Here is a 25,059-nt window from a genome sequence, read left to right on the forward strand (position 1 = left end):
TTCGGAAAATAACCAGAAAAGGCCGTCCTGATAAAGGACGGCCTTTCTGTGGCATTTGTTACTTAGCGAACGTTCACGTACGTGGTGCCCGAGTACGCCACGAAGTTACTGCCGCTGCCGTGGTACTTGACGCGCCAGTAGCCGTCGCGGGTGTCCTTGATCTTCTTGCTGTACTTGCCGTTGGCGCCGACCCAGGCCCAGCCCTTGAACTTCCAGGTCTTGGAGCCCTTGGCACGGAACAGGACCGCGACCCTGACCTTGCCGAGCGCGCTCCAGTGGCCGTCCACCTTGTGGACGAGCTTGCCGGAGACGGTGATCTTCTTGCCCTTGCGGATGTTGCGCGGCCCGACCTTGGCCGACAGGGACGTCCGGTAGCGGGCGTCCACCCAGACCTCGCGCTGCGTGCCGAGCAGGCCGTCCGCGACGGGGTTGGGCTTGAGCACGACGCGCCAGCGGGCGTCGCCGCCGGCGGTCTGGGTGAAGCGGAAGCCGCCGTCGCCGTTGCTGTTCGCCGAGGCGACCCAGTTCCAGACCTTGCCGCCGTCGGTGGAGGTCAGCAGGTCGAGACCGGCGGACGTGCGCTGGCTCTGGTCGTGCAGGTCCGAGTCCAGGCCGATCCGGTAGGTCGTGCCGGTGATGGAGAACGCCTGGTTCTTCTCCACCGGGTTGGGCCGGGCCTTGAAGTTGTAGATCGCGGTCCGGTACTGGATCGCGTAGTTCTGCGTCGTCGCCGAGGACTTCTTGTACGAGCCGTCCCCCAGGAAGCGGGCGCTCAGCACGCCGCTCTTGGGGAACTTGAGCTTGGCCACGAACAGCCCGTCGTCCGTGGTGGTGACGATCTTGTCGTTGCCCGCGGCGTCGAGCAGGACGGGACGGCCGGTGATGCCGTCGCCGTTCGCCTTGGACAGGGAGCCGACGATCGTGACGGAGTCACCGATGTAGTTCGGGGCGTGGTTGATGCTCTCGATCGTGATGACCGAGGTGGCGGGCGCCGCCAGCGCGGGGCTGGCGAACGTCAGGCTGCCGGCCGCGAGGGCCAGGCTGGTGGCAGCGGTGCCGATCTTCCGCACGGATCCTCCGAGGGGGGTACGTGCCCCTAAGGACACATGAGACGTATGCGGTGCGATCACCCGTTATACCAGTGTTTTAAGAAATCTTTCACAGTCGATGCAACCTTTGGGCCCACTCATGTGTCGGGTCTCCCGGCCCTCAGGGGCGGCGCCAGGTGAACCGGGGCGGACGCCGCTCCAGGAAGGCGGCGATGCCCTCGGGCGCGTCGGGACCGGCGATCTCGGCGTCGAGCCAGCCGCGGGTCCGCTCCCTGGTCAGGGTGCCGTCGGCCAGGCCGTTGACGATGTCCTTCGTCGCTTCGAGCGAGAACTGGGACCGGGACGTCAACGTGCCGGTCAGTGAGATGATCCTTTCGTCCAGATTGTTCGCGATCTCGGAGAGAAATCCGATGCGCAGCGCGTGTTCCGCCGGGACCAGGTCCGCGGTGTAGAGCAGGTACTTGGCCGAGGCCGGGCCGACGAGGCCGACCAGCCGGGCGATCGCCGAGCTCGGATAGACGATCCCGATCTTCGCCGGGGTGATCGCGAACCGGGCGTCCGGCGCGGCGATCCGCAGGTCGCAGGCCGCGGCGAGCTGGCAGCCGCCGCCCACGCAGAACCCCCTGATCGCCGCGATCGTCGGCTTCGGGAAGTTCGCCAGGGCGTCCTCGGCGGCCATCGAGAGGTTGGCCTCGCCGATCTTGTTGATGTCGGTCAGCTCGCTGATGTCGGCGCCGGCGCAGAAGTGCTCGCCCGCCCCGGTCAGCACGAGCATCCGCACCGCCGGATCCTTGGCGAACCCCGCCAGGAGCTCCGGCAGGGCCCGCCACATCTCCGCGTTCATCGCGTTCCGCTTGGCCTGGTTGTCGATCCGCACCGTCGCCACACCATCCGCGACATCCCACCGCAAGGTCATGAACGCGATCCTACGGCGCGGTAACTTCCCTCAGGCCTGCGGCCGGAGCAGCTTGATCTTCAAGGCCGCCTGCTGCGCCGGGCCGAAGCCGAGCCCCTTGGCCAGGAACGCGGAGAACGATCCGTACGAGGTGTCGATCTGGGTGAAGGCCGCGTCCAGGTAGGACGCCTGCACGCCGAGGACCGGCACGAGAAGATCCGCGTCGATGCCCTTGGACCGCAGGTAGGCGAGCGTCTGGGCGTTGCCCGCGGCGAGTTCGTCGTTGGAGCGCAGGAAGTCGGCGTAGACCGTCTCCTTCGGCACGCCCAGCAGCTTCAGCAGGACGGCCGTCATGACGCCCGTCCTGTCCTTGCCGGCGGTGCAGTGGTAGAGCACCGGCCGCCGCGAGGCGAGCAGGGTCCTGAGCGTGTCGCCGAGCGCCCGCCGGGCGGCCTCGTCGGTGACGATCAGCCGGTAGACCTGCTCCATCGCCCGAGCGCCCTTGCCGTCGCCGAGCAGGTCCCGGACCTGCTGCGGGGTCAGCGTGGCAAGGCTCGCCAGGGCCGTCAGAGGCGAGTTCGCGTCGCCGGGGGCGATCGGGGCCGCGACCGGCCGCACCCCGGCGGGCAGGACGTCGGCGCCGTCCCCCGCGACCTCGGACGGGCTGCGGAAGTCGATCGCGGCCGACAGCCCGAGCGGCGCCAGCGAGGCGGGGCCGGCCTTGCTGAGCTTGGCCGAGCGGAACACCCGGCCCCAGCGGACGGCGAGGCCGTCGCGGGTGGTGTAGCCACCGAGGTCGCGGACGTTGGCGGCGCCCTGGACCGGGACGACCCGGGTCGCCGCGATCTCGCCGAAGGGCACCCCCACCGGGGCGATCAGGAAGTACCAGCGGCTCGCCGGGTCGAGCCCGGCGACCCTGACGGTGGTGCCGCGGCCCGAGGCCACCCGCACCCGGTCCCCGCGCGGGACGTCCGGGTCCGTCGAGGCGAACACCTCGGTCCGCAGCCCCCTGACCTGCTTCCACGACACCTCGTGGACCCCGGCCGCGTCGAGGGTCACGACCGCTTCGGAGATCACCGCATGACGGGCGAAGTGCTGCTTCGCGGAGGGGGCCGCGATCGCGGGACCCGACACCGCGACCGTTCCGGCACCGATCATGACGGCAGTGAGCGCGGCGGCCGCGACCCGGTTCTTCGACATTAGGACAGACCCTCTTTCAACGGATTCAGTGGTACGAACCGTGACAGAGGGCCGAAAACCTCAGATGAACCCTACATATCCATGAAGGGACCGGCGTATGTGAACGGTCCTCGGATCTCCGGGTCGTAGGCCCGGAGGGGGAGGACCTGGAAGTGGGGGATCCACTCCTCGACCGGGGGATCGATGCCCAGGCCGGTGGAGAGGACGAAGCCGAAGCGGGAGTAGAAGGCCGGATCGCCGAGCAGGGCGACCAGGGGCTCGTTCCTGGCGTCGGCCTCGGCGACGAAGGCCGTCAAGAGCGTCCGGGCGATCCCCTGCCGCCAGCGGCCGGGCAGCACCGACAGGGGGCCCAGGGCCAGGACCGGGACGTCGCCGACGTGGGCGCGGGTGCCGAGGATGTGCCCGACCATCTCGGTGCCGTCGCGGGCGACCAGGGACAGGCCCGGAATCCATGCCTCGGTGGCCCTCAGCCGGTGCACCAGGCCGACCTCGACCGGGCGGCCCAGGTCGTCCAGCGGTGAGGGGAAGTGCTCGTTGGCCGCGAAGGCCACGTGCGTGACCGCCGCGATCTCCTCGATGTCGGCCGGGTACTCCGCCGAGACCCTCATCCGCGGAGTTCGTCGAGCCAGGCGGCGGCCTCGGCGAAGTCGGCGTCCGCGGTGCCCCGGCGCGAGTGCGGCGCGGTCCCGTCGGCACGGGCGTAGCTGCCGACGAACCGCAGGTCGGCGCAGACCCGGCGCAGGCCCATCAGCGCCTCGCCGACGCGGGCGTCGGAGATGTGGCCCTCGAAGTCCATCCAGAACAGGTACGAGCCGAGGCCCGCGCCCGTCGGCCGGGACTGGATCAGGGTCAGGTTGATGCCGCGGACGAAGAACTCCTGGAGGATCTCCAGCAGGGCGCCCGCGTGGTCGTCGCGGATGAAGGCGACGGCGGTGGTCTTGTCGGCGCCGGTGCGCTCCGGCGGGCGTCCCGGCCTGGCCAGCTCCACGAACCGGGTGACCGCGCCCTCCACGTCGTGGATCTCCGAGGCGAGGGCCTCGAGACCGTAACGGGCAGCCGCGAACGAGCCGGCGAGCGCCGCGTCGTACAGGCCGTCGGCGACGTGCTGGGCGGCCTCGGCGTTGGAGGTCGCGGCCCGCCACTCGGCGTGCGGGACGTGCGCCGAGAGCCAGCGCCTGCACTGCGGCTGCGCGTGCGGATGCGAGGCGACGGTCTTGATGTCGTCGAGGCGGGTGCCGGGACGCACCAGGAGCGCGAACTCGACCGGCAGATGGATCTCCGAGACGACCTGGAGCGGTTCGCCCGTGGCCAGTTCGTCCAGCGTGGTCGGCACGGACCCCTCGACGGAGTTCTCCAGCGCCACCACGGCCCGGTCGACGGTTCCGGAGCGGAGCGCGTCCAGCGCGGCCGGAACCGTCGGAAACGCGAACCGCTCCGCGGCCGCGGCGTTCGGCAGCGTCAGCAGTGCGGCTTCGGTGAAGGTGCCCTCTGGTCCCAGATAGGCGTAACGGTCCGGCATGAAAGCAAGGATAGCCAATACCGCCCCAGCGGCCCCCGGAGTCGCTCAGCTGTGGACGGCGTGCCCGAAGTCCGGGAGCGGGTCGTCCATGCCGACGACCGGGCCCTTGCCCAGCCGTGCGGCGCGCAGCGCCTGCTCCTCCTCGGGAGAGAGCATCGACAGGCCCCGGCCGTTCTTGACGACCTTGGCGTAGGTGCGGGTCTCGGTGCGGCCGTTGATCGAGCTGATCACGACACCGTCGCCCACGGCGTTGATGACGGCCAGGGAGAAGGACAGCTGTCCCGACATCTCCTTGAGCGCGTCGTAGTGCACGATCGCCATGTCGCGGAGGGCCTGTTTGTCGACCCCCGTCGCGACCTGCATCTGCCTGCGCAGCACATCGGCGCATTCCTCGACGACCTGGCTGACGCGGTTGTGCGCCACCAGTGCCACGGAAAGACCGGCCACCCCCGCGAGAGCTCCCACGACGGCCACGGTGATAAGCATCACGGGGCGAGCGTACCGACCTCCGCGGCGTCCTGAGAAACATCTTCGATATCCGCGGGTGTTTCCCGCCACATCCGCTTAACCAGCCAGACACCCAGAACGAACAGAAGCGCCACAGCGCCGAGGGCGTAGGAGCTCTGCATGATCCGGCCCAGGACCTTCTCCGGAACCGACTTCCACGGCTGGATGTGGGAGGTTCCCCACCAGGGGATGGTGAGCACGTAGAAAAGCCATGCCCCGGCCGCGGCGGCGACCCTCCGGCGGTCGGTCCCCGCACCCGCGAGAGCCCCGACGACCAGGACGATCCAGGCCAGATGGTGGATCCAGGCGACCGGCGAGAGCAGCACGGCGAGCAGGCCGGTGATCGCGACTCCGGCGATCTCGGCGCTCCAGGTGTCGGCCGGTCCGAGCCGTCCCGAGTCGGCGAGCAGCGACGCCCGGCGGGCGAACCTGAAGCCGAGGTAGGCCAGGACGGCGACCGCGATGAGCCAGACCAGCGCGGTGACCGCGTCCGGCCAGTACATCCGCAGCAGGAATCCGCGGAACGCCTGATTGGCGGTGCCGAAATTCGACCCGACCCGGTCCCCGTCGAACAGCGCCCCCTGGGAGTGCCAGGAGTGGAACGGCCACCAGAAGTCGAGGGAGTCCTCCGGCAGCAGCGCGAAGGAGACCAGGGTCGCCCCGGCCGCGGTCAACAGGGCGTTGGTCGCGGCCTCCCGGCGCCGGGTGATCAGCAGATAGATCAGGAAGACCCCCGGGACGAGCTTCACGGCCGTCGCGAACCCGATGAGGACGCCCCGCGGCCACCTCGTGCGCGGGGTGGCGCAGTCGGCGACGCACAGCAGCACCAGGAACAGATCGACCTGCCCGAACCGGAACTGGTCGTAGACCGGCAGCGGATAGGCCATCAGCGCCACCAGGACGCCCCACGCCAGCGGGCTCCAGTCCCCGGCGCGGGCGATCAGCGGCCGGAAGGCGTATCCGACCACGAGCACCAGGACCACGAAGATCAGCAGAGTCATGACGATCTGCGCGGCGGGCCACGACAGCAGCGCCATGGGCGTGGCGAGCAACGCCGCGAACGGCGGATAGGTGAAGGGCAGGAGCTGCGGCGGCTCGGTCAGGAAGTCGTAGACCGACGCCCCGCGCAGCACCGCGATCCCCGCGGTCCGGTAGACGTCGAGGTCCACCACCCGCTGGTCGATGGGGTTCGTCAGCCACCGGCCGACGATGGGGAGCATCGCCGCGACGGCGATCGACGCGCCGAGAAGGCAGGCGATCGCCCGCTTTCCACGCGAGCCGCCGGTGCTCTGACGATGAAATACGGGTCCGACCATGGGTCCATCCTGGCGTAATCCGACCACTAATCTGGGGACGGACCGTCTTGTAGGCCAGCAGTTGGAGGTGCCGTGGCCCGCAGGTGGGGTACCGCACGGGCGATGATCATTGCTCTCGTCGCAATGTTCGCCGTCCTGTTCGGCATACCCGCGAACGCCTCGTCCGCCCCGGCGAAGAGCGTAGTCGTCATCGGCGTTCCCGGTCTGCAGTGGAGCGACGTGACCCTCCGGGACACCCCCAACCTGTGGAAACTCACCGGCGAGAACGCCGCCGCCGCCATGAGCGTGCGGACCACGACGAACCGGACCTGCTCGATCGACGGCTGGCTGACCGTCTCGGCGGGCCAGCGGGCCCGGCTGAAGAGCGGAAGCTGTGCGCTGCCGCCCGAGCCCCAGCCGTCGGGGACGGGCGCCGTCGAACCCGGCTGGCAGGCGATCGTCGCCGACAACGCGAGCACGGGTTACGCGGCCAGGGTCGGGATGCTCGGCGACGCCGTCCACCGGGCGGGCGGCTGCACCTACGCCGTCGGCGCGGGCGGTGTGCTGGGCGCGGCCGACGCTTCCGGCTCGGTCGACCACTTCGCCCGCACGCCCTGGGACGTCCCCGCCGCCGACTGGACGAAGTGCGCGCTCACGATCGTCGACATCGACGAGCTTTCCGGCGTCTACGTCAGGGCCGGCGTCGACGCCTCGGGCGAGCAGGCGCCGGTCAGCCCCGCCCAGCGCGCCGCCGCGGCACGGGCCGTCGACGCGAGCGTCGGCCGGGTCGTCGCCGCCCTGCCCTCCGGAATCCCTCTGCTGGTCGCGGGCCTCGCGGACGCCACTGGAACGCCCCATCTCCACGCCGCGATCGGGACCGTCGCCTTCGAACGCGGCTACCTGACCGCGAACTCCACCCGCCGCGAGGGCCTGGTGACCCTCACCGACCTCCCCGCGACGGTCCTCCACATCCTGGGGATCCCGCAGCCGAGCGAGGCCGTCGGCTCCGCCTGGACCTCGGTGCCGTCCGCCGCCTCCGCCGCGCAGAAGGTCGAGAACCTCACCGACCAGGACATCGCCGCGCAGGCGATCCGGCTGATGAGCGGTGCCTTCTTCATCGTGCTGTTCGCCGGGCAGCTGCTGCTCTACGGGTTCGCCGCGATCGCGCTGCGCCGCGGCAGGCCCGGCCCCGGGCCGGTCACCCGCAGCCGGATCCTGGCCACCACCCGGGTCGGCGCCCTGGCGGGGGCGGCCGCGCCGGTCGGCACCTACCTGGCGAACCTGGTGCCGTGGTGGCGTTCCGCGCATCCGGCGCCCGCGCTCATGGCCTGTGTGCTGGCCGCCATGGCGCTCGTCACGGGTCTGTCGCTGGCCGGTCCGTGGCGGCGGACCGTCCTCGGCCCCGGCCTCGTCATCGCCGCGATCACGGCGTTCGTGCTCGGCCTCGACGCGATGACGGGCTCCGACCTGCAGATGAACGCCTTCATGGGGTACACCGCCCTGGTCGGCGGCCGGTTCTACGGCTTCGGCAACATGGCGTTCGCGGTGTTCGCCACCGCCTCGATCCTCAGCGCCGCCTGGCTGGCCGAGGGGCTGCTCGCCCGCGGCAGGCGGAACCCGGCGGTGGCCGTGGTCGTCACGATCGGGCTGGTCGCGATGGCCGTCGACGGGATGCCGGGCTGGGGCAGCGACTTCGGCGGGGTCGTGGCGATCCTGCTCGGCACCGCGGTCCTCACCCTGCTGATCGGCGGCTGGCGGGTCTCGGTCCTGCGTCTCGGGCTGGTCGGGCTGGCCGGGTCGGCGGTCGTCCTGGGGATGGCCTTCTTCGACTCGCTGCGGGCCGAGCCGACCCATCTCGGCAAGTTCTGGGACCAGCTCGCCGCCGGGGACGCCTGGGGCGTGATCATGCGCAAGTTCGAGGCGATGCTCCGCAGTTTCGGCTACTGGCCGTTCACGATCGTGGCGATCGGCGCGCTGCTCTTCCTGTTCCTCGTCCTCGCCAGGCCGCTGACCTGGCGGGCCGCCGCTCTGGAGGCCGCCTACCGGCGCACCTACACGCTGCGGCCCGCGCTGTTCGCCGGGCTGACCGTGGCCCTGGTCGGGATGCTGATGAACGACTCCGGCGTCGTGATCCCCGCCCTCGTGCTCACCCTGGCGGTGCCGCTGGTGCTCGCCGCGTGCGTCAGGGCGCTGGAACTCGACGCGGCGGACGCAGGCACGTCCAGATCAGAAGAGCCAGAACCGCGGCCGACACCAGCGGCATGACCGACGCGCGGAGCCCGGTCACCAGCCAGTGCAGGTCGTCGGGGAGGCCCGCCTTGAGCGGCGCCCTGGCCGGCAGGTAGGCCAGGCTCAGCAGGGACGTCCGCAGCAGCAGGACCCCGTCGAACCGCGACCACGGCAGCAGTGCCAGCAGCGCCCAGCCGAGCCCGTCGTACCAGGGCAGGGCGTAGGTCGCGGCGAACAGCCAGGCCAGCACCAGCGCCGCCGCCACCCGCAGGACGTCGCGGTCGTCGCCGGACGGCAGCGCCCTCGACAGCAGCCTGACCAGGTACAGCAGCAGGCACAGCGACAGGATCGAGATCAGCGGCTTGGGCAGGTCCATGCCGAGGACCCCGCCGCCCGCCCCGCCGAACAGATGCCAGACGTTGGCCAGGGAGATGAAGTCCGAGGCGTGCCTGACCTGGTCGAAGCCCTTCAGGCCGACGATCCCGTAGGCGACGCCGAAGGTCAGCCCTGCCCCGCCGAACAGGACGGCCGTCCCGCGGAGGTCGCGGGCGCTCCTCAGCAGGTGCCAGGCGGGCCCGCCGCCGACGAGCCCGGCGGGAAGCTTGATCGCCACGGCGGCGCCGACGATCAGGCCGGTGCCGAAGGTCCGCCAGAGCGTGGCGGCCCCGCGGGTGAAGACCGTCAGGGCCAGGACGGCCGCGGCGATCCCCCACACGTCGTTGTGGGCCCCCGACACGAGCTGGAACAGCAGCAGGGGATTGACCGTCCACAGCAGCAGGCCGCGCAGCCGGGCGCCCTCGTCGCGCGTCCGGAGGTACAGCACGAGCCCGACCAGGACGAACGCCACGCCGTTCAGCAGGGACAGGACGAAGACCGTGGTCCTGACCGACTCGCCGCCGATCCACGCGGCACCGGACTGGATCCAGGTGAGGATCGGCCCGTAGATCGACGGTGTGGTCCGCCACTCCTCGACGGCCCCCCCGAACGGCCCGCCCAGCTCCTCGGCCGTCGTCGTGTAGGGATTGAGGCCCTCCACGGCCATGTGCCCGTAGGCCGCGTAGTTGAGGTGGTCCGACGAGCCGACGGGGGGCGTCACGGCGAAGAGCGCCGCGACCGCGATCCCGGCCCCCAGCAGCCAGGCCGTGCGGGGCCGCCAGCCGCGCCGGGCGGCCACCAGGCAGCAGCCGGTGCCGGCCGCGCCCACCACGATTCCCGCGGCCATGAGGGAGATCGCCAGGTAGGGCGATGGATCCACGTGAAACATCCACGGCGCGCCGCCGCCGGGCAGGCGCGGCTGGACCGCCGAGGGGCCGGCCAGCGCCAGCCACAGGAACGCCGCCAGGCTCAGGCCGATCCCGGCCAGGCCGGTCGCGGCCCAGCCCCGATGACGGTCGGGAGCGGCCGGTTCGGCGGCGCGGCCGGAGGCGGGGGAAGCGGCGGTCGGTTCGGGAACGGCGCCGCTACCGCGCACGACGGCGAAGTTTGGCGAGCTGGTCACGGACGGCGGGATCACGGGTCGACAGGGCCCGCGCGACGTCCCGGAACTGCCGGGCCCGGTGGAGCTGGGCGCGGTAGTCGGTGCCGGTGGCCCGGTGCGCGAGCGGCACCTCGACCTCGGTGATCCGGAAGTCCTTGCGCAGAAGGTCGATGGTCATGGCCGTCTCGACCCCGAAGCCGGGGGCCAGGGGCCTGGCCGCCTCGAACGCCGCGCGGGTCAGGCAGCGCTGGCCGTTCAGCGGCTGGGTCGCGGTCCAGCCGGTCGCGCGCTGGATGCCGTCGCGGGAGAGCCTGACGACGAAGCCGTGCCCGCCGAGCTTCACCAGGCTGGAGAAGACCGCGATGGTCATGTCCGCGGTGCCGGAGGCGATGGGTTCGATCAGCGGGGCCGCGTCCCGGGCGGTGTCGCCGAGATCGGCGTCGAGGAAGAGCAGGTGCCGGGACGGTACCCGCTCGTGCTCGTCGAGCAGCCGGACGGCCTCCGCGCCGGTCTCCATGGCCGCGGCCTTCCCCCTGTTACGGGAGTGGCGCACGACCCGGGCCCCGGCGTCGGCGGCGATCTGGGCGGTGGTGTCGGCCGAGCCGTCGTCGACGACCAGGACGAGGTCGACGCCCGGCAGCCGGAGAGCCGCCCGGACGGTCGAGGCGATGCGGTCGCCCTCGTCCTTGGCCGGAATGATCACCGCGGTACCCGGCTGGACCGCGCCGGGCGTCGGTTCGGGCGTCGGTGTGGTGGGATCAGGCACAGCGCGATCGTAGCCGGGACGGCCTACATCGCGTCGAGCGCCGGGATGGCGTCGTGCACCGTGAAGACCGTGTCCAGGCCGGTCACCTGAAGGATCCGCAGCACGGCCGGGCGCGGCGCGGCCAGCTCGAAGACACCGCCGCGCTCCTTCACGCGCTTCATTCCGGACAGCAGCACGTTCATGCCCGTCGAGTCGCAGAACTCGACCCCGGACAGGTCGATGACGACCCGGTCGACCTCCTGCTCCCTGAGCAGTGCGACCAGGGCCTGCTGCAGCCTGGGCGCCGTGTACAGGTCGAGTTCGCCGACCGCAGTGACGACGGCGTGACCTGCCTGAGACACAGTCGAGACCTGAAGCTCCATGTGCGGCACCTTATCGGGCCCGGGGGCAGGTAGCCAGCCGAAGCGGTTCTGGGCAGGCGATTCGGGGTTATTGTCCGTAAATATCGCTTCTACCTGCGAGTATGGCACCGCGCGTCTGGCCGATTACGGCGCTGCGACCTTCCGCTTTTGGGAAGCTGAACAGGTGACGAACCAGCCCGACTGGCAGCGCTCCAGGCTCCGTGACCGCCTGGAGGCGATACGCGCCCGCTCGGCGAAGTCCACCTCCTGGCGCGGCACCACTTCGTACCTGCTCAAGCTGGTCAACCATGAGGGCCAGGTGCCCGTCAAGACCAGGCTGAGCCGCGAGGACCTCCTGTTCCTCACCTCCGCCCGCGACGAGCTCACCGGCTTCGCCGAGCTCGGGCTGCGGATCCTCGAACTCCACCAGCCCCGCGACGGCGGCGGTGTGTCGAGCGACCCGTCCACCCCGCTGCGGCGCTGCCGGAGCTGCATGGGCCGCTGGCCCTGCCCCACCTACCGGGCGCTCACCGACACCCTCGACCTCTGAGCCTCAGGGACCCGCGAGCGGGAGGGTGATCGTGAAGCGGCAGCCGGGACCGGTGTTGACCACGCCGATCTCGCCGCTGTGCGCCTCGACGATGCCCCGGGTGATCGCCAGGCCGAGCCCGGCCCCGCCGCCTCCGCCGGGCGTCCTGGCCGTCTCGCCCCGGAAGGCCACGTCGAACACGCGCGGCAGGTCGTCGGCGGGAATGCCGCCGCAGGCGTCCTCGACGGTCACCTCGACCCGGCCGTCCCTGACCGCCCCGACGATCTCGATGGACCCGTCGGACGGCGTGTGCCTGATCGCGTTGGTCACGAGGTTGCGCAGGGCCCGGCCCACCTCGGTCGAGTCGACCTCCAGCGGCAGCCCCCGCGCCGCCGACCCGTGCACCCGCACGCCCTTGGCCCTGGCCAGCGGCTCCGCCCCCGCGACGGCCTCCGCCACGAGATCGTCGAGCCCGACCCGCTGCCGCGACAGCCGCAGGGTCCCGGCGTGGATCCGGGACAGCTCGAACAGGTCGTCCACCATCTCGGCCAGCCGGTCCACCTCGACCCGGATCCGCGAGTGGTACCTGGCGACCGTCTGGGGATCGTCGACGACCCCGTCCTCCAGCGCCTCGGCCATCGCCCGCAGCCCCGCCAGCGGTGTGCGCAGGTCGTGGCTGACCCAGGCCACCAGCTCGCGCCGCGACTTCTCCAGCGCCTGCTCCCGCTCGTGCGCCTCGGCCAGCCGCCGGTAGGCCGCCTCCAGCTCCAGCGACAGCTCCCCCAGCTCGGCGGGCAGGGTCAGGGCGGGCCGCACGAAGGGCTCACTCCGCACGGCGTCGACGAGCGCCCTGTTCGCCATGGCCAGTCTCCGTCCCAGCATCCACGACACGGCCAGCCCGACCAGGCCCGCGACGGCGACCACGGTCACCGCGACGTCCCGGTCGTGCGTCGACACGTACATCTTCAATGTGATCACGACGATCCCCGCCGCGGTGGCCAGCACCGTCGCGGAGGCGACCACCGCGAGCTGGACCCCGATCGGCCTCGCCCGCAGCACCCACAGCAGGGCGGAGCCGAACACGCCGACGATCAGCGCGGCGATCCCCGCGGACAGCACGACGTCGAGGACGGCGGGAAGAGGCAGCATCATCGGTTCCGTTCACCGCGCGGGATCACCGGGCCGCGTCCCCGTAGCGGTAGCCCACGCCCCAGACGGTCTGGATGCGGGTCGGGTTGGTCGGGTCGGGCTCGATCTTCTCGCGCAGCCGCCTGACGTGGACCGTCACGGTCGAGGAGTCGCCGAACGACCAGCCCCAGACGTGCTCGAGGAGCTGCTCGCGGGTGAAGGCCTGGCGGGGATGGTCGAGCAGGTAGACCAGCAGGTCGAACTCGCGGGCGGTGAGGCTGAGGGGCTTGCCGTCGAGGGAGGCCTCGTGCGCGCTGACGTCCACGACGAGATCACCGTCGCGCAGCAGCCCGCTCCCGGCCGGCACCAGGGCCCCCTGGGCGCGGCGCAGCACCGACCGGACGCGCAGGGCCAGCTCGCGCGGGCTGAACGGCTTCACCACATAGTCGTCGGCGCCCATCTCCAGGCCGGTGAGCCGGTCGGCCTCCTCGCCGAGGGCCGTCAGCATGACGACCGGCACGGGGGAGTGCTCGCGGAGCTGTCGGCAGACCTCGAGACCGTCCATGCCGGGCAGCATCAGGTCGAGGACCACCAGGTCGGGCGGGTTCTCCAGGGCCTTGCTCAGGGCCATCCGGCCGTCGGGCACGCACTCGACGTCATGGCCGTCGCGCAGCAGATACCGCGCCACCACCTCGGCCACCGTCGGATCGTCGTCCACCACCAGGATCCGGCCCGTCACCTCGCTCATACGACCCACGGTAGGGCCAGAACCAGCTCAGCGGGTGATCCCGTCACCGCACCGTAAGACCGGGCGGGTCTTGGACGCTCGGAGTGCTGCCAACGGGGGCATGGCAGCACCCCGAGCTTGGAGGAACCCTAGCGGGTACCTTCAAGAAGATTTTGCACGGGGGTGCCCGAATCGTTCATCAGGCCCTCACCTGCGCCGACGCCGACCGCGGCCGGGGCGTGGAGCAGCGCCCAGACGGTGCTGCCGTGCTCGTCGCGCCGCACTCCCCAGGACTGCGCGAGGGTCTCGACGATGCCGAGGCCGCGGCCGCCCAGTGAGGACAGGGCCGGCTGGCCCTTGCGCGGCTCGGTGACGGCGCCGCCGTCGGTGACGGCCACCTCGACGGTGTCGCCGACCCTGGTCCAGGCGACCCGGACCTGGGAGGCCTCGCCCTCCAGCGGCCGGGCGTGGCGGAGGGCGTTGCTCAGGAGCTCGCTGACGATCACGGCCGCGTCGTCGGCGGTGTCATCCGACACCCCCGACGCCAGCAGTTCACGGATGAGGTGCCTGCGTGCCACCGAGACGCTGGCCGGAGCATGCGGCAGATACACGATGCTCAAGGCCTGCACCTCCTCCGGTTCGACTTCCACCACACACGTTGTACGACCGAAATGCCCATTTAGTGACATCCAGAAACCAGGCCGAAACGAACGCTTCCCAGCAGGGTCCACCTTCCACCAACGAGTGACTGACCGGGAAGTCACGCCCTCTCACCCCCGAATCAGTGGCACGATGCGGCCACACGGCCTCATATCCACGGAGAGGCATTTCCGCCCGGAGGGTTTCTTACGCGTCACACGGCCGTTTCGTACGTCACATTCACGCCATCGATACGGCGGTCACCCCGCGTCGGCCCGCGGAATCATCAACCGCAGGCGGGCGCCGCCGCCCGGTGCCGCCTCCGCCAGAACATCGCCGCCCTGGGCCGTGGCCAGGCGTTTCACGATGAAGAGCCCGAGGCCCACTCCCCCGAACCTTCGCCTGTCCCCCGTCTCGCCCTGGACGAAACGTTCGAAGACGCGTTCCCGGTCGGCCTCGGGGATGCCGATGCCCTCGTCGTCCACCGTCACGATCAGGTGACCGGCGAGGGCGTCGCGGCCCGGTGCGACGGTGACCCGGACGAGGCCTCCGTCCGGTGAGTACTTGACGGCGTTCTCCAGGAGCTGACCGATGATCACGTCGGTGGCCATGGGGTCGGCGCGGGCGTCCGGAAGGCCATCGGGAACGTCCCCTTCGAGCCGGTGCAGTTCCGACAGCGCCGTGAAAGCCGGGACGATCCTGAGCAGCAGCGCGCCGAGGTCGAACTCCTCGACCGCCACCGCGACGTCGTCGGCCCCCGCCCGCGAGCCGAGCAGCAGATGCTCGACCAGGCGTCCCAGCGAACGCGCCCGCTCGGCGATCATCCCGATGGCCTGACGGCGCTGGGCGTCGGGCAGCTCCTCCCAGCGGTTCACCAGGGTCTCGGCGAACCCCCGGACGACCGTGATCGGCGTGCGCAGCTCGTGGCTCGTGGTCGCGAGGAACAGGTCCTTGGCCTCCTCGAGCTCCTTGGCCGCCGTGATGTCGCGGAAGTCGAGGACCAGCTCACCGGTCTCCTCGATCTTCGCGCAGAGCACGTCGATCCAGGTGCCCGAGGGAAGCTGGCAGGTGACGGTCCCGCCGATCTCGAACTCGAACGGGGGAGGTTCACCGATCGCGTGCATGTGGTCGAGCCCGGTGATCCGGGTGGCCGCCGGGTTCCACTGGCAGACCAGGCCGTTGGCGTCCACGACCGCGATGCCGTCGGCGCTGGAGTCGATCACGGCCCGCTCGTGCGCCCGCTGCCGGACGACCTCCTGGTAGGCCACGACGTTCCCGACCGCGACCCCCGCGTGCCCGGCCAGCAGCTCCAGCAGCTCCAGCTCGGTCGGCCCGGCCGGGCGCTCGGCGAACAGCGCGTACAGCGCCCCGTAGGGCCGGTTCCCCAGGTTGGCCAGGGTCAGGGCCACGGTGTGCAGCCCTTCGAGCTCCTGCCAGATCAGGTCGTCGACCCGCTCCCCTGAGGCCAGCAGCACCGACCGGCCGCTGCTGAGGATCTCCCCGACCAGGCTGGACCGCAGCTCGACCTGGGTGCCGAGCATGTGCGGCGGCAGCCCGTGCGCGGCGACCAGCGTGAGCTTGTCGCCGTCGATGCTGACGAACCCGGCCGCGTCGGCGCCGGTCAGCTCGATGAGCGCCCCGGTGATCCGGTCGAGGACCACCTCGAGCTCGAGCTCGGCGTTGAGGTCGCCGAGGATGTCGTTCAGCCGGCGGACCAGCCGGGCCTTCTCGGCGACGGCCTGGTTCAGGCCCGCCTCGCCGTGCTGGTGGTAGACGCCGACCCAGCCGATGACCTCGCCGTCCTCGTCGTGCAGGGCGTTGGCGTCCACCCGGACGTCGACCTGCCGGCCCGACCGGGTCAGCCGCCGGGTGCTGAAGGAGATCGGGACCCCGTCGCGCACCCGTTCCAGGACCGCGTTGCGCTCGGCCTTCAGCTCGTCGGGGACGAGGCCGGGGACCCGGCCGAGCATCTCCGCCTCGGTCCAGCCGAACAGCCGCTCCGCGGCCGGGTTCCACAGGATGACCCGCAGGCCCAGGTCGACGGCCACGATCGGGTCCGCCGCCGACCTGATGACGGCGGACGTCGTCGGAAAGTGAGCGTCCCGTTGCACGAAGGTCATGGTGCCACCGGAACGCGGGCGGAACCGGCCGCTACGCCGATTTCCGCATCACACGGCCGATGATCCAGGCCGCGAGACCGGCCACGAGGAACGACAGCAGCGAGGCGCTCATCCACGCCTGCTTGGTGAAGCCGAGCCCATCCTGGACGTCCACCCAGAAGGACGTCCACCAGCCCGCGTCACCCGGGTTGATGATCTGGTAGACAGCGAAGCCGGCCAGCCAGGCCGCGATCATCCCCCAGCGGGACGGGGCGTCGGGGTCGGTGTTCCACTCGCCCTTGGCCCGCAGGAAGAAGTCCGCGGCCAGGACGCCCAGCATCGGCACGAACACGGACCCGATCAGGCCGAGGAAGCCGAAGTAGTCGTCCATCTTCCACCAGAGCGCGAGGCCGGTGATCAGCGTGCCGAGGCCGATCGACAGGACCCGCCGGTCGAGCCGGGGGAAGAGGTTCTGGATCGAGACCGCGGTGGAGTAGACGTTCGCGAACGACTGGTCGGCCTCGCGGACCACGAACACGAAGAAGAACAGCCCGCCGAGCGTGACCTGGAGGAACGGCCCGTAGACCCCGCTCTCCCCGGAGGCCAGCGCCAGCGCGAACAGGCCGAGCGTGTAGGCGATGATCTGGGTGATCGCGTAGGCGCCGCTGGCGGCGCCGAACGCCGCGCCGGTGCTCCTGGAGTGCCGGGTGTAGTCGGCGGCGACCGGCACCCAGGAGATCGAGACGGCCAGGGCGGCGTCGGTGGCGATCCAGAACAGGCTCCAGTCGACCCCGAACGGCCCGCTGCCCTCGGGACCGGGGTTCACGGTCAGGTCGGGCAGGCCCTCGCGCACGAACTGCACGTAGAACCAGACGAGCGCGACCAGGACCCCGGCGGTGACGAACCGGCGGAGCAGCCGCACCGAGCCGAGCGGCCAGATCGTCAGGACCGTGGTCAGCACGCCCGCGGCCAGCACGTAGAGCACGCGGGGCCCGCCGCCGAACAGCTCTTTGGCCGCGTCGGCGATGACGATCAGCTCGAAGGTGCCCCAGCCGATGAGCTGGGCCACGTTGAGGACCGTCGGCACGTAGGACAGCCGGGCGCCGAACAGCCCGCGCAGCAGGACCATCGCGGGCTTGCCGGTCTTCGCCCCGGGGACGGCGGCCAGGCCCAGCATGAGGCCGCCGAGGACCGTTCCCACGATCATGGCGACGATGCCCGCCGCGATCGAGATCTGCGGCAGGCCGTCCACGTTGGGGGCCAGCACGGTGTAGGCGCCGGAGAAGGCGAACAGGCTGACGCCGAGGTTGGCCCAGAAGGCGCTCTGGTCCCAGAAGGACAGCACCCTGGGGGCGGGCTCCTCCAGGGTGAGCGGCGCCTCGTGGCGCCCGGCTGAGGGCAGGGTCGATGAGGACATGCGCGAAGCACTCTCCCTACGCCGGCATTACCCGGACAGGTTCATGCGGTCGGCGGAGCGTGGGGCCCGCCCTCTCAGCCCGGCCATGCCCGAGCTCCCGCGGTGGGGGTTTCGGGCGAATTGTAGCGCTCGCTCAGGCGACGTAGGGGTCGGCTCCGCCGTCCGTCACCATCGGACGCCCGTGATGGGCCCACGCCAGCATGCCTCCGTCGACGTTCGACGCCTGCCAGCCGGCGTTGTTCAACGCCATCGTCACCTGGGCGCTCCGGCCGCCGACCCGGCAGATCACGTAGATGTCGCGGTCCTGCGGGATCTCCCCGGCCCGGTCGCGCAGCTGGCTCATCGGAATGTGGACGGCGTCGGGCGCGTGCCCGGCCACCCACTCGTCCGACTCGCGGACATCGAGCAGATACGCGTCGTTCGGCACCGCGGCGGCCTCAACAGTCGGTACGTTGTCCCCGAAAGCCATATCCGGTCTCTCCACCCCTCATCACGTATCCCATGGAACCCTGTGGACATCTCTCACGTCGAATCTCGCATGAGGACTCTTGCTCTCACGGGCCTGCTCACCGCCGCCGCGCTGGTGGCCGCGGCGGGATGTGGCAGCTCTGAGAAGGCTACGTCCGGGGACGGTGCGACCGTGTCACCGGCCCCCGCCCAGACGGAACTCATGATCACCCTCAAGAAGTCCCCGAAGGCGGAACCCGTCACCTGGACCCTCACCTGCGACCCCGCCGGGGGCACCCATCCTGCCGCCGAGAAGGCCTGTGAGCAGCTCGGGGGCGTCCCCGCGGACGTGTGGAAGCCCACCGCCGCCGGACAGGCCTGCACCGACATCTACGGCGGCCCCGAGCAGGGCGAGGTGACCGGCACCTGGAAGGGCCAGCCGGTCGAGGCCACCTTCTCCCGCAAGGACGGCTGCGAGCTGGACCGCTGGACCAAGGTCGGCGACCTGTTCGGCAAGCTCCCCAGGGTCCGCTAGCGGCCGGGGATCATTTCAGGAGGCGGGACATCCGGCGGTCGGCCAGGGGCTTGCCGCCGGTCTGGCAGGTCGGGCAGTACTGGAGCGCGGAGTCGGCGAAGCTGACCTCGCGGATGGTGTCGCCGCAGACCGGGCAGGCCTCGCCCGTCCGGCCGTGGACCCGCAGGCCCAGCTTCTTCTCCGACTTCAGGTCGCCCGCGGCGAGACCCTTGGAGCGCTTCACCGCGTCGTTCAGTGTGGTGACGATCACATCGTGAAGGTCGGCGATCTCCTCCTCGGTGAAGGTGGAGGCCATCTTGAACGGGGAGATCTTCGCCGCGTGCAGGACCTCGTCGGAGTAGGCGTTGCCGATCCCGGCGATGATCTTCTGGCTGCGGAGCAGGCCCTTGATCTGGGTCCTGCGGCCCTTGGTGATCTCGTACAGGGCGGCGGGGGTGAACTCGGGGGCGAGCGGATCCGGGCCCAGCTCCCGGATCGCCTCCACCTCCTGGGGGCTGTGGACGACATGGACGGCCAGGCCTTTCTTGGTGCCGGCCTCGGTCAGATCGAAGCCGGAGCCGTCGTCCAGATGGACGCGCAGCGCCACCGGGTTCTTGCCGCCCGGACGCATCGGCGCCTTGGGGATCTCGTCCTTCCAGCGCAGCCAGCCCGCCCGTGCGAGATGCACGACCAGGTGCAGGCCGTCGACGTCGAGATCGAGGAACTTGCCGTGGCGGGACACGTCCTTGATCTCCAGCCCCTGGAGGGCGTGGACGGGCGGATCGTAGGTTTTCAGCGCCGAGATCGCCAGCACGTCGACCCGCGCGACGACGCGGCCCACGGCGTGGTCCTTCAGGAACTCGACGAGCGATGCGACCTCGGGCAGCTCCGGCATGTCACCCAGTATGCCGCGCCCCTGTTTTCCCCACCCTTGTGGACGCCTGTGGAAATCGTCTGTGGATAACCGGCGGTGAGGTCGGATTCCGGGGCCATGACGTGGTTAAACTCCCCCAGAACCGGACTATTCACTACCTTCACCGACCGCCGGGTATTCCACAGGGGGTGTGGATAACTTCGGTGTGGACGACTTCAGGGTGGACGGCTTCAGGGAACGGACCAGAAGGCCAGTTCGTGGCGCATCCCCTCGCGGAACAGCAGCATCGCCCGTGCGGGGTCCGGCGCGGCCTCGTCGAGCATCTGTCCACAACGGGCCGCGAGCCCTGCGAAACCCGGGTCGGCGTAGGTGTCGACCCAGCGCCGGTAGCGCGGTTCGGCGGGCGGGTCCTCGGCCAGGAGCCGTCCGAGGGTGGAATATCCCCACATGCACGGGTAGAGGGCGGCGAGACCGTCGCCGTAGTTCGCGGCGGAGTCCAGGAGGAAGTTCGTGTAGTCCTCACAGGCCTTGCCCTTGACCGCTCCGTCCAGGTCCGCCCCGAACTCGCCGGACAGATCCCGGTGCAGGCGGAGTTCCTCGTGGAACGTGGTGTGCGCGAGGTCGACGAGGTCCCCGAGATGGGCTGCGGGCGCCTGCCAGGCGAGCCGCGAGAAGACCCGGACGTAGTCGAGGAGGAAGAGATGGTCCTGCTCCAGCCACGACCGGAAGACGTCCTCCGCCAGGTCCCCCGCCGCGATCCCCCTGACGGTCGGATGCTCCAGCTGCTCCTCGAGCAGCTCACGCCCGGCCCTTTCCAGCTCCCCAGCCAAACTCATCCCGGCATCCTCCCATCAAAGAGTGGAACGAAGTATTCCGTTCTGATACACTGGAACCATCAGCCCGACGGAAGAAGGAATGACATGACCTCCGGTTTCCCGCTTCTCGACCAGGCCCATGACGCTCTGCGGACCGTCACGGCGGGCGCGTCCGACCTGCTGGCCACGACCCCCTGCGACCTGTGGAACGTCACCCAGGTGATCCAGCACGCCGCGGGCGACCAGATCGCCTACGCCTCCTTCCTGACCGGCGGGCCGGGACCGGACTTCGACCCGTTCAACCCCGACGGCAACCTGGCCGTCCCGGCGGCCGAGATGATCGAGGACGCGGTCTCCAGGTCCGCCGCGGCCTTCGCCTCGATCGACCCCGAGGCCGCCGAGGTCCCCACCCCGATCCCGCCGAACAAGATGCCCGCCCGGCAGGCCGCGGCCGCCGCCGCGATGGACGCCGCCGTCCACGCCTGGGACATCGCCAAGGCCACCGGCCAGCCCAGCCCGCTCACCGACGAGCTCGCCGCCGCCCTCCTGCCGACCGCGAAGGCCCTGGTCGAGCCGCTGCGCGCCTGGGGCGCCTTCGCCCCGGCCGTCCCCGGCACCCCGGCCGACTCCCCGGCCGCCGATCTCCTGCACTACCTCGGCCGCAGGCCGTAACTTCTCCGGCCCACGAAAAAGCGCGCCCCGCGGGGCGCGCTTTTCGCTTGTCCCGGCTACGACCTGGGAGCCGCGGGGGAGGGGATCAGGCCGAGGACGGCCAGCAGGGTGAGCAGGGCGTCGTCCGCGGGGTCCCGGTGGGTGGCGATGGCCTCGCGCAGCGCCTCGGGGTCGACCTGCACGCCCGCCTTCGAGGCCCACAACGCCATCTGGGCGTGCAGGGCCTTGTTGTCGGCGCTGGGAACGGCGGGCAGCGGGGCCTCGTAGGCCCCGGCGTTGGCCTCGTTGAGGTAGAGCCGCCAGCAGGGCTCGCCGTCGAGGGTGCCGATGACGTCGGCGAAGTCGCCGTCGCAGACGATGGCCGTCAGGGCGGGGCCCGCGGTCTCCTCGATCGCGTCGGCCTCGAAGTCCCGCAGCGCCACCTCGGCGATCGACCAGCCCGGTGCCGTCTCCGGCGTCCATGCCTCGGCTCCGTGGCCGAGCAGGACGGCCGCGTCCGCGGGCCGGCGGCAGGCGAGGTAACCGGACCAGGTTCCCATGTGCAACTCCATCGTTCGGGGGGTGGCGGCAGCGTACAGGCCACTCCCGTTCGAGGGCAGGTCACAGGGCGGTCAGGGTCTCCCGGACGAGCCCCCGGAACCACCGGTGCGCCGGGTCGGCGTCGTGCCGGGGATGCCAGTCCGGCGACATCATCAGAGCGGCGCCGGTCCTGGCGAGCTCGGCGGTGGCGCTGTTCTGGTGGCGTCAGGCCCGCAGGTAGGACAGAAGGACCTTCTTGCACTCGGCGATCAGGGCGGGGTCGCCGTCGGGGTCGACCCGGAAAGCCAGCTTGAGGACGGCGTCGGCGCATTCCAGCGCGACCCGGACGGACAGGTCACCGGCCAGGGCGGGGAAGAGGTCGCGGACCCGGAGGGCGACGGCCGTGTTGTTGTCCACGGCGGGGTCGAGGACGTGCAGGAGCTCGGTCAGCATGGGCTCCGCCCGGCTCCCGGCACCGAAGTCGATCACTCCGAACCCCGGGACGGTCCTGCGCATCGCGACGAACGCCTCGACCGCTGCCTCGACGGTCCCCTCCAGCGTCTCGGGGCGTTCCACCGCGGCGAGCCGGTCGAGGTAGGCGTCCAGGTTGCGCGAGGCGAGGGCGTGGACGAGGACGCTCTTGTCCGGGAAGAACTGGTAGAAGGTCCCGATGGGCACCTCGGCCCTGCGGGCGACCTCCTTGGTGGTGAGAGCGGCGTAGCCCACCTCGTCGAGCAGGTGCGCGGCCGCGTCGAGGATCCGTTCGTACCGCTCCTGGCTGCGCCGCTGGACGGGCCGCCTGCGCACTGTTCCCTCCGCTGCCATGGCCCCCATTGTGCCGGGCAGATAACATGAGTCCGACTCATGTTAATTGGAGGCTCGATGACCGCCATGCCCGACTTCCCGCCCGGATTCGTCTGGGGCGTGTCCACCGCCGCCTACCAGATCGAGGGCGCGACCAAGGATGACGGCCGCGGGCCGTCCGTGTGGGACGTCTTCGCCGCCCGCGAGGGGACGATCAGCGACGGCCACACCGGGGACGTCGCGTGTGACCACTATCACCGGTGGCCGGAAGACGTCAGCCTGATGGGCGGCCTCGGCCTGACCGGCTACCGGTTCTCGATCTCCTGGTCGCGGATCCTGCCGTCCGGGAGCGGCGCGGTCAACGCCGCGGGCGTCGCCTTCTACGACCGTCTCGTGGACGGCCTGCTCGAACGCGGCATCGCGCCCGTCCCGACGCTCTTCCACTGGGACCTGCCGCAGGGCCTCGAGGACGGCGGCGGCTGGATGAACCGCGACACCGCCCACCGCTTCGCCGAGTACACCGAGATCATGGCCGACGCCCTCGGCGACCGGGTGAAGCGCTGGATCACCCTCAACGAGCCGTTCGTCCACATGGCCTGGGGGTACGCGCTCGGCAGCCACGCCCCCGGCCGGGTGCTGCTGTTCGACGCGCTGCCGACCGCCCACCACCAGCTCCTCGGGCACGGCCTGGCCACCCGGGCGCTCCAGTCCCGCGGCCTCGAGGCGATGATCTCCAACAACTGCACGCCCGTCTCGCCCGAGTCACCGGGCGACGAGGCCGCCGCTTCCGCCTACGACAATCTGCACAACCGCCTCTTCCTCGATCCGATCCATCTCGGCCGCTACCCCGACCTGTCGGCCTACGGCGACGACGGCACGCTCGGCGGCTCGGTCCGCGACGGCGATCTGGAGATCATCTCGACCCGTCCGGACGCCCAGGGGATCAACTACTACAACCCCACCCTGATCCGGACGCCCGCCGAGCCCGGGCTGCCGTTCGAGGAGGCCAGGATCGAGGGCGTCCCGCGGACGGCCTTCGACTGGCCCATCGTCCCCGACGGCCTGCGGGAGCTGCTCGTCCGGTTCAAGCAGCGCTACCCCGGCCTCCCGCCGGTCTACATCACCGAGAACGGCTGCTCGGTGGCCGACGAGGTCGTCGACGGCGCCGTGCACGATCCCGACCGCGTCGCCTACCTGGACGCCCATCTGCGCGCGATCCACGCCGCGATCGAGGAGGGCGTGGACGTCCGCGGCTACTTCACCTGGACCCTCCTCGACAACTTCGAGTGGGCCGAGGGCTACCACCAGCGCTTCGGCCTGATCCATGTCGACCACGAGACGCAGGTCAGGACCCCGAAGACGTCCTACGGCTGGTACCGCGACCTGATCGCCGACCAGCTCTCCAGGACGTCTTCCGGGACGTCTTAGACGTCCCGGATCGGGCTTAGGACGATCTGAGACGTCTTAGGCGCGCCTCCCTGGAACCCGGCCCCGGAGATAAGGCATCCGCCTCATGTGGGGCGGGGGGTCTTAGCGCGAGATTGAGGGTGTCGGAAAGAACCGCCCCCGATCCAGGGAGATCACCATGCACGCCGAGTTCGTCAAGCAGGCCGCCAAGGACCACGTAGCCCTCCTCCAGAAGGAGTCGGTGCTCCGCAAGCTGCTCCGCAAGGGCGTCTGATGCCAACGCCACGCCCTCGACCGGAAGAAGCGTCCCGCCCCAGGCGGGGCGCTTCTTCACTTCCCGGCACCAACCCCTGCACGACCCCGCTCCCTGCCGAACCCACCTACCCCGCATCCCTTCACCCCGAGCCCACCCGACCCCGCGACACCCAGCGCCGCCGCCGCACCCTCCTCTGCTCGGGGCGGTGACACACGGCGGTCAGCGCCTCGGCCACCCCGCCGGACCCCGGCCGCGGAATCCCGGCCACCGCTCCCCACCGGACTTCCCGCACCAGCCCCTGACCGGTCCCTTCACCGCCCCGTCCGCACCGAGCCCACCGCACCCGCGGCCCCGCCGCACCCCGCCCGGCCCCGGAAGCACCGGACTCCTGCTCGTCAGGCACCGGAAGTGCCGGAAGCACGCGACGCGGCGGACTCGATCCTCGTCACGAGGCCGAAAACGGCAGGACGGCGTTCGTCTCGGACACCGCGTGGATGCCGTGCCCCGCTTCGGCCGTCACCGGGGTAGGCACCCGGTAGAGCCACCGCGGAGCGGGACCGCCGCTCCTCACCGAACGTCCCGGTGGCATTCCGCGAGCCCCGGCCCGAAATCTCCGACGATCCGCTCGCCGATCTGACCCGGCCAGGGCAGCCGGTGGACGAACGAGACGGCGATGACGCCCCTGGCCTCCCCGTCCCCTTCGATGTAGGCACCCTCGAGAAACCCGAGGACGGCCCGCCAGTCCAGACCCTCGGTCCACTCCGACACCCGCCCCGAGTACGCCGAGACGACCTCCTCCGTCACCCCGTCAACGGCGAAGAACACGTGCGGCAACAGCCCACCGTTGTTCGCGAGATGACACTCATACATCTCCCCGAACTCCGGAAACCGCTCCACGAGCTTCTCCACAAGCCCGCACCCGTCCATGCACACC

General features: G+C 70.9%; 26 protein-coding genes and 1 riboswitch. Of the genes, 5 read left to right on the top strand and 21 right to left on the bottom strand.

The genetic code is table 11. The annotated features are described in order from the left end of the window. Positions 1–62: 62 nt before the first annotated feature. The 7 genes from ABD785_RS16015 to ABD785_RS16045 all read right to left on the bottom strand — a co-directional run bounded on the left by ABD785_RS16015 (position 63) and on the right by ABD785_RS16045 (position 6,486). Positions 63–1,070, bottom strand: a complete 1,008-nt coding sequence (locus ABD785_RS16015) for a hypothetical protein (RefSeq protein WP_344828770.1) — start codon at positions 1,068–1,070, stop codon at positions 63–65. A 139-nt stretch (positions 1,071–1,209) separates the two neighbouring features. Further along, positions 1,210–1,965, bottom strand: a complete 756-nt coding sequence (locus ABD785_RS16020) for an enoyl-CoA hydratase/isomerase family protein (protein WP_344828773.1) — start codon at positions 1,963–1,965, stop codon at positions 1,210–1,212. Positions 1,966–1,995: 30 nt separating this feature from the next. Beyond that, positions 1,996–3,144 carry a tyrosine-protein phosphatase gene (locus ABD785_RS16025; RefSeq protein WP_344828775.1) on the bottom strand — a complete coding sequence of 383 codons (1,149 nt, stop codon included), beginning with the start codon at positions 3,142–3,144 and terminating at the stop codon, positions 1,996–1,998. A 71-nt stretch (positions 3,145–3,215) separates the two neighbouring features. Further along, positions 3,216–3,752, bottom strand: a complete 537-nt coding sequence (locus ABD785_RS16030; protein WP_344828777.1) for a GNAT family N-acetyltransferase — start codon at positions 3,750–3,752, stop codon at positions 3,216–3,218. Further along, positions 3,749–4,663 carry a prephenate dehydratase gene (gene pheA / locus ABD785_RS16035; protein WP_344828779.1) on the bottom strand — a complete coding sequence of 305 codons (915 nt, stop codon included), beginning with the start codon at positions 4,661–4,663 and terminating at the stop codon, positions 3,749–3,751. Before pheA ends, ABD785_RS16030 begins: the two co-directional genes overlap by 4 nt. 45 nt (positions 4,664–4,708) lie before the next feature. Beyond that, positions 4,709–5,149, bottom strand: a complete 441-nt coding sequence (locus tag ABD785_RS16040) for a DUF4446 family protein (protein ID WP_344829304.1) — start codon at positions 5,147–5,149, stop codon at positions 4,709–4,711. After that, on the bottom strand, positions 5,149–6,486 hold the full coding sequence (locus tag ABD785_RS16045; protein ID WP_344828781.1) for a glycosyltransferase 87 family protein: 1,338 nt from the start codon (positions 6,484–6,486) through the stop codon (positions 5,149–5,151). The genes ABD785_RS16040 and ABD785_RS16045 overlap by 1 nt, the downstream gene beginning before the upstream one ends. A gap of 102 nt (positions 6,487–6,588) precedes the next feature. Between ABD785_RS16045 and ABD785_RS16050 the strand changes: the two genes are divergently transcribed. Beyond that, a complete protein-coding gene (locus ABD785_RS16050) occupies positions 6,589–8,730 on the top strand; it encodes a V-type ATP synthase subunit I (RefSeq protein ID WP_344828783.1) in 2,142 nt (713 codons plus the stop codon). Here the strand turns inward: ABD785_RS16050 and ABD785_RS16055 are convergent. From ABD785_RS16055 to ABD785_RS16065, 3 genes are all read right to left on the bottom strand, one after another. Continuing rightward, complete coding sequence (locus ABD785_RS16055; RefSeq protein WP_344828785.1) at positions 8,648–10,192, bottom strand: MptA/MptB family glycosyltransferase; 1,545 nt, start codon at positions 10,190–10,192, stop codon at positions 8,648–8,650. The two genes, ABD785_RS16050 and ABD785_RS16055, sit on opposite strands and share 83 nt — an antisense overlap. Continuing rightward, on the bottom strand, positions 10,155–10,874 hold the full coding sequence (locus tag ABD785_RS16060) for a glycosyltransferase family 2 protein (RefSeq protein WP_344829305.1): 720 nt from the start codon (positions 10,872–10,874) through the stop codon (positions 10,155–10,157). The genes ABD785_RS16055 and ABD785_RS16060 overlap by 38 nt, the downstream gene beginning before the upstream one ends. Positions 10,875–10,960: 86 nt before the next feature. Continuing rightward, on the bottom strand, positions 10,961–11,299 hold the full coding sequence (locus ABD785_RS16065) for an STAS domain-containing protein (RefSeq protein WP_344828787.1): 339 nt from the start codon (positions 11,297–11,299) through the stop codon (positions 10,961–10,963). A 163-nt stretch (positions 11,300–11,462) separates the two neighbouring features. On the opposite strand from ABD785_RS16065, the gene ABD785_RS16070 reads away from it, so the two are divergent. After that, complete coding sequence (locus ABD785_RS16070) at positions 11,463–11,828, top strand: hypothetical protein (protein ID WP_344828789.1); 366 nt, start codon at positions 11,463–11,465, stop codon at positions 11,826–11,828. A 3-nt stretch (positions 11,829–11,831) separates the two neighbouring features. Here the strand turns inward: ABD785_RS16070 and ABD785_RS16075 are convergent, their stop codons facing one another. From ABD785_RS16075 to ABD785_RS16100, 6 genes are all read right to left on the bottom strand, one after another. After that, positions 11,832–12,959 (bottom strand): sensor histidine kinase, encoded by a 1,128-nt coding sequence (locus tag ABD785_RS16075; protein ID WP_344828791.1) that lies wholly within the window; start codon positions 12,957–12,959, stop codon positions 11,832–11,834. A 22-nt stretch (positions 12,960–12,981) separates the two neighbouring features. After that, entirely contained in the window at positions 12,982–13,683 is a 702-nt protein-coding gene (locus ABD785_RS16080; RefSeq protein ID WP_425547776.1) for a response regulator, read from the bottom strand. A gap of 128 nt (positions 13,684–13,811) precedes the next feature. After that, complete coding sequence (locus tag ABD785_RS16085; protein WP_344829308.1) at positions 13,812–14,291, bottom strand: ATP-binding protein; 480 nt, start codon at positions 14,289–14,291, stop codon at positions 13,812–13,814. A gap of 270 nt (positions 14,292–14,561) precedes the next feature. Continuing rightward, positions 14,562–16,412, bottom strand: a complete 1,851-nt coding sequence (locus ABD785_RS16090) for a PAS domain S-box protein (RefSeq protein ID WP_344828793.1) — start codon at positions 16,410–16,412, stop codon at positions 14,562–14,564. Positions 16,413–16,452: 40 nt separating this feature from the next. Beyond that, positions 16,453–17,817 carry a purine-cytosine permease family protein gene (locus ABD785_RS16095; protein WP_344828795.1) on the bottom strand — a complete coding sequence of 455 codons (1,365 nt, stop codon included), beginning with the start codon at positions 17,815–17,817 and terminating at the stop codon, positions 16,453–16,455. Continuing rightward, positions 17,813–17,928, bottom strand: a riboswitch (TPP riboswitch). It overlaps the preceding gene by 5 nt. Before the next feature lie 22 nt (positions 17,929–17,950). Then, positions 17,951–18,286, bottom strand: coding sequence for a rhodanese-like domain-containing protein (locus ABD785_RS16100; protein ID WP_344828797.1), 336 nt, complete (start codon positions 18,284–18,286; stop codon positions 17,951–17,953). 69 nt (positions 18,287–18,355) lie between these two features. On the opposite strand from ABD785_RS16100, the gene ABD785_RS16105 reads away from it, so the two are divergent. Beyond that, positions 18,356–18,799: an SSI family serine proteinase inhibitor gene (locus tag ABD785_RS16105; RefSeq protein ID WP_344828798.1), complete on the top strand. Its 444-nt coding sequence runs from the start codon at positions 18,356–18,358 to the stop codon at positions 18,797–18,799. 10 nt (positions 18,800–18,809) lie between these two features. Here ABD785_RS16105 and ABD785_RS16110 read toward each other — a convergent pair whose 3' ends face one another. Then, positions 18,810–19,673, bottom strand: a complete 864-nt coding sequence (locus tag ABD785_RS16110; protein ID WP_344828799.1) for an Fpg/Nei family DNA glycosylase — start codon at positions 19,671–19,673, stop codon at positions 18,810–18,812. A 209-nt stretch (positions 19,674–19,882) separates the two neighbouring features. After that, complete coding sequence (locus ABD785_RS16115) at positions 19,883–20,488, bottom strand: TenA family protein (protein ID WP_344828801.1); 606 nt, start codon at positions 20,486–20,488, stop codon at positions 19,883–19,885. Positions 20,489–20,572: 84 nt separating this feature from the next. Between ABD785_RS16115 and ABD785_RS16120 the strand changes: the two genes are divergently transcribed. Continuing rightward, on the top strand, positions 20,573–21,139 hold the full coding sequence (locus ABD785_RS16120) for a TIGR03086 family metal-binding protein (protein WP_344828803.1): 567 nt from the start codon (positions 20,573–20,575) through the stop codon (positions 21,137–21,139). Between the two features lie 56 nt (positions 21,140–21,195). Here ABD785_RS16120 and ABD785_RS16125 read toward each other — a convergent pair whose 3' ends face one another. Beyond that, on the bottom strand, positions 21,196–21,678 hold the full coding sequence (locus tag ABD785_RS16125; protein WP_344828805.1) for a hypothetical protein: 483 nt from the start codon (positions 21,676–21,678) through the stop codon (positions 21,196–21,198). Positions 21,679–21,883: 205 nt separating this feature from the next. After that, positions 21,884–22,483 carry a TetR/AcrR family transcriptional regulator gene (locus ABD785_RS16130; RefSeq protein WP_344828807.1) on the bottom strand — a complete coding sequence of 200 codons (600 nt, stop codon included), beginning with the start codon at positions 22,481–22,483 and terminating at the stop codon, positions 21,884–21,886. Positions 22,484–22,540: 57 nt separating this feature from the next. Here ABD785_RS16130 and ABD785_RS16135 point away from each other — a divergent pair, with 57 nt between their 5' ends. Then, a complete protein-coding gene (locus tag ABD785_RS16135; RefSeq protein ID WP_425547777.1) occupies positions 22,541–23,890 on the top strand; it encodes a GH1 family beta-glucosidase in 1,350 nt (449 codons plus the stop codon). Positions 23,891–24,692: 802 nt separating this feature from the next. On the opposite strand, the gene ABD785_RS16140 is transcribed toward ABD785_RS16135, so the two are convergent. Beyond that, positions 24,693–25,022 (bottom strand): hypothetical protein, encoded by a 330-nt coding sequence (locus ABD785_RS16140; protein ID WP_344828809.1) that lies wholly within the window; start codon positions 25,020–25,022, stop codon positions 24,693–24,695. Positions 25,023–25,059: the final 37 nt, after the last annotated feature.

The organism is Actinocorallia longicatena, from assembly GCF_039534125.1.
Lineage (GTDB): Bacteria > Actinomycetota > Actinomycetes > Streptosporangiales > Streptosporangiaceae > Actinocorallia > Actinocorallia longicatena.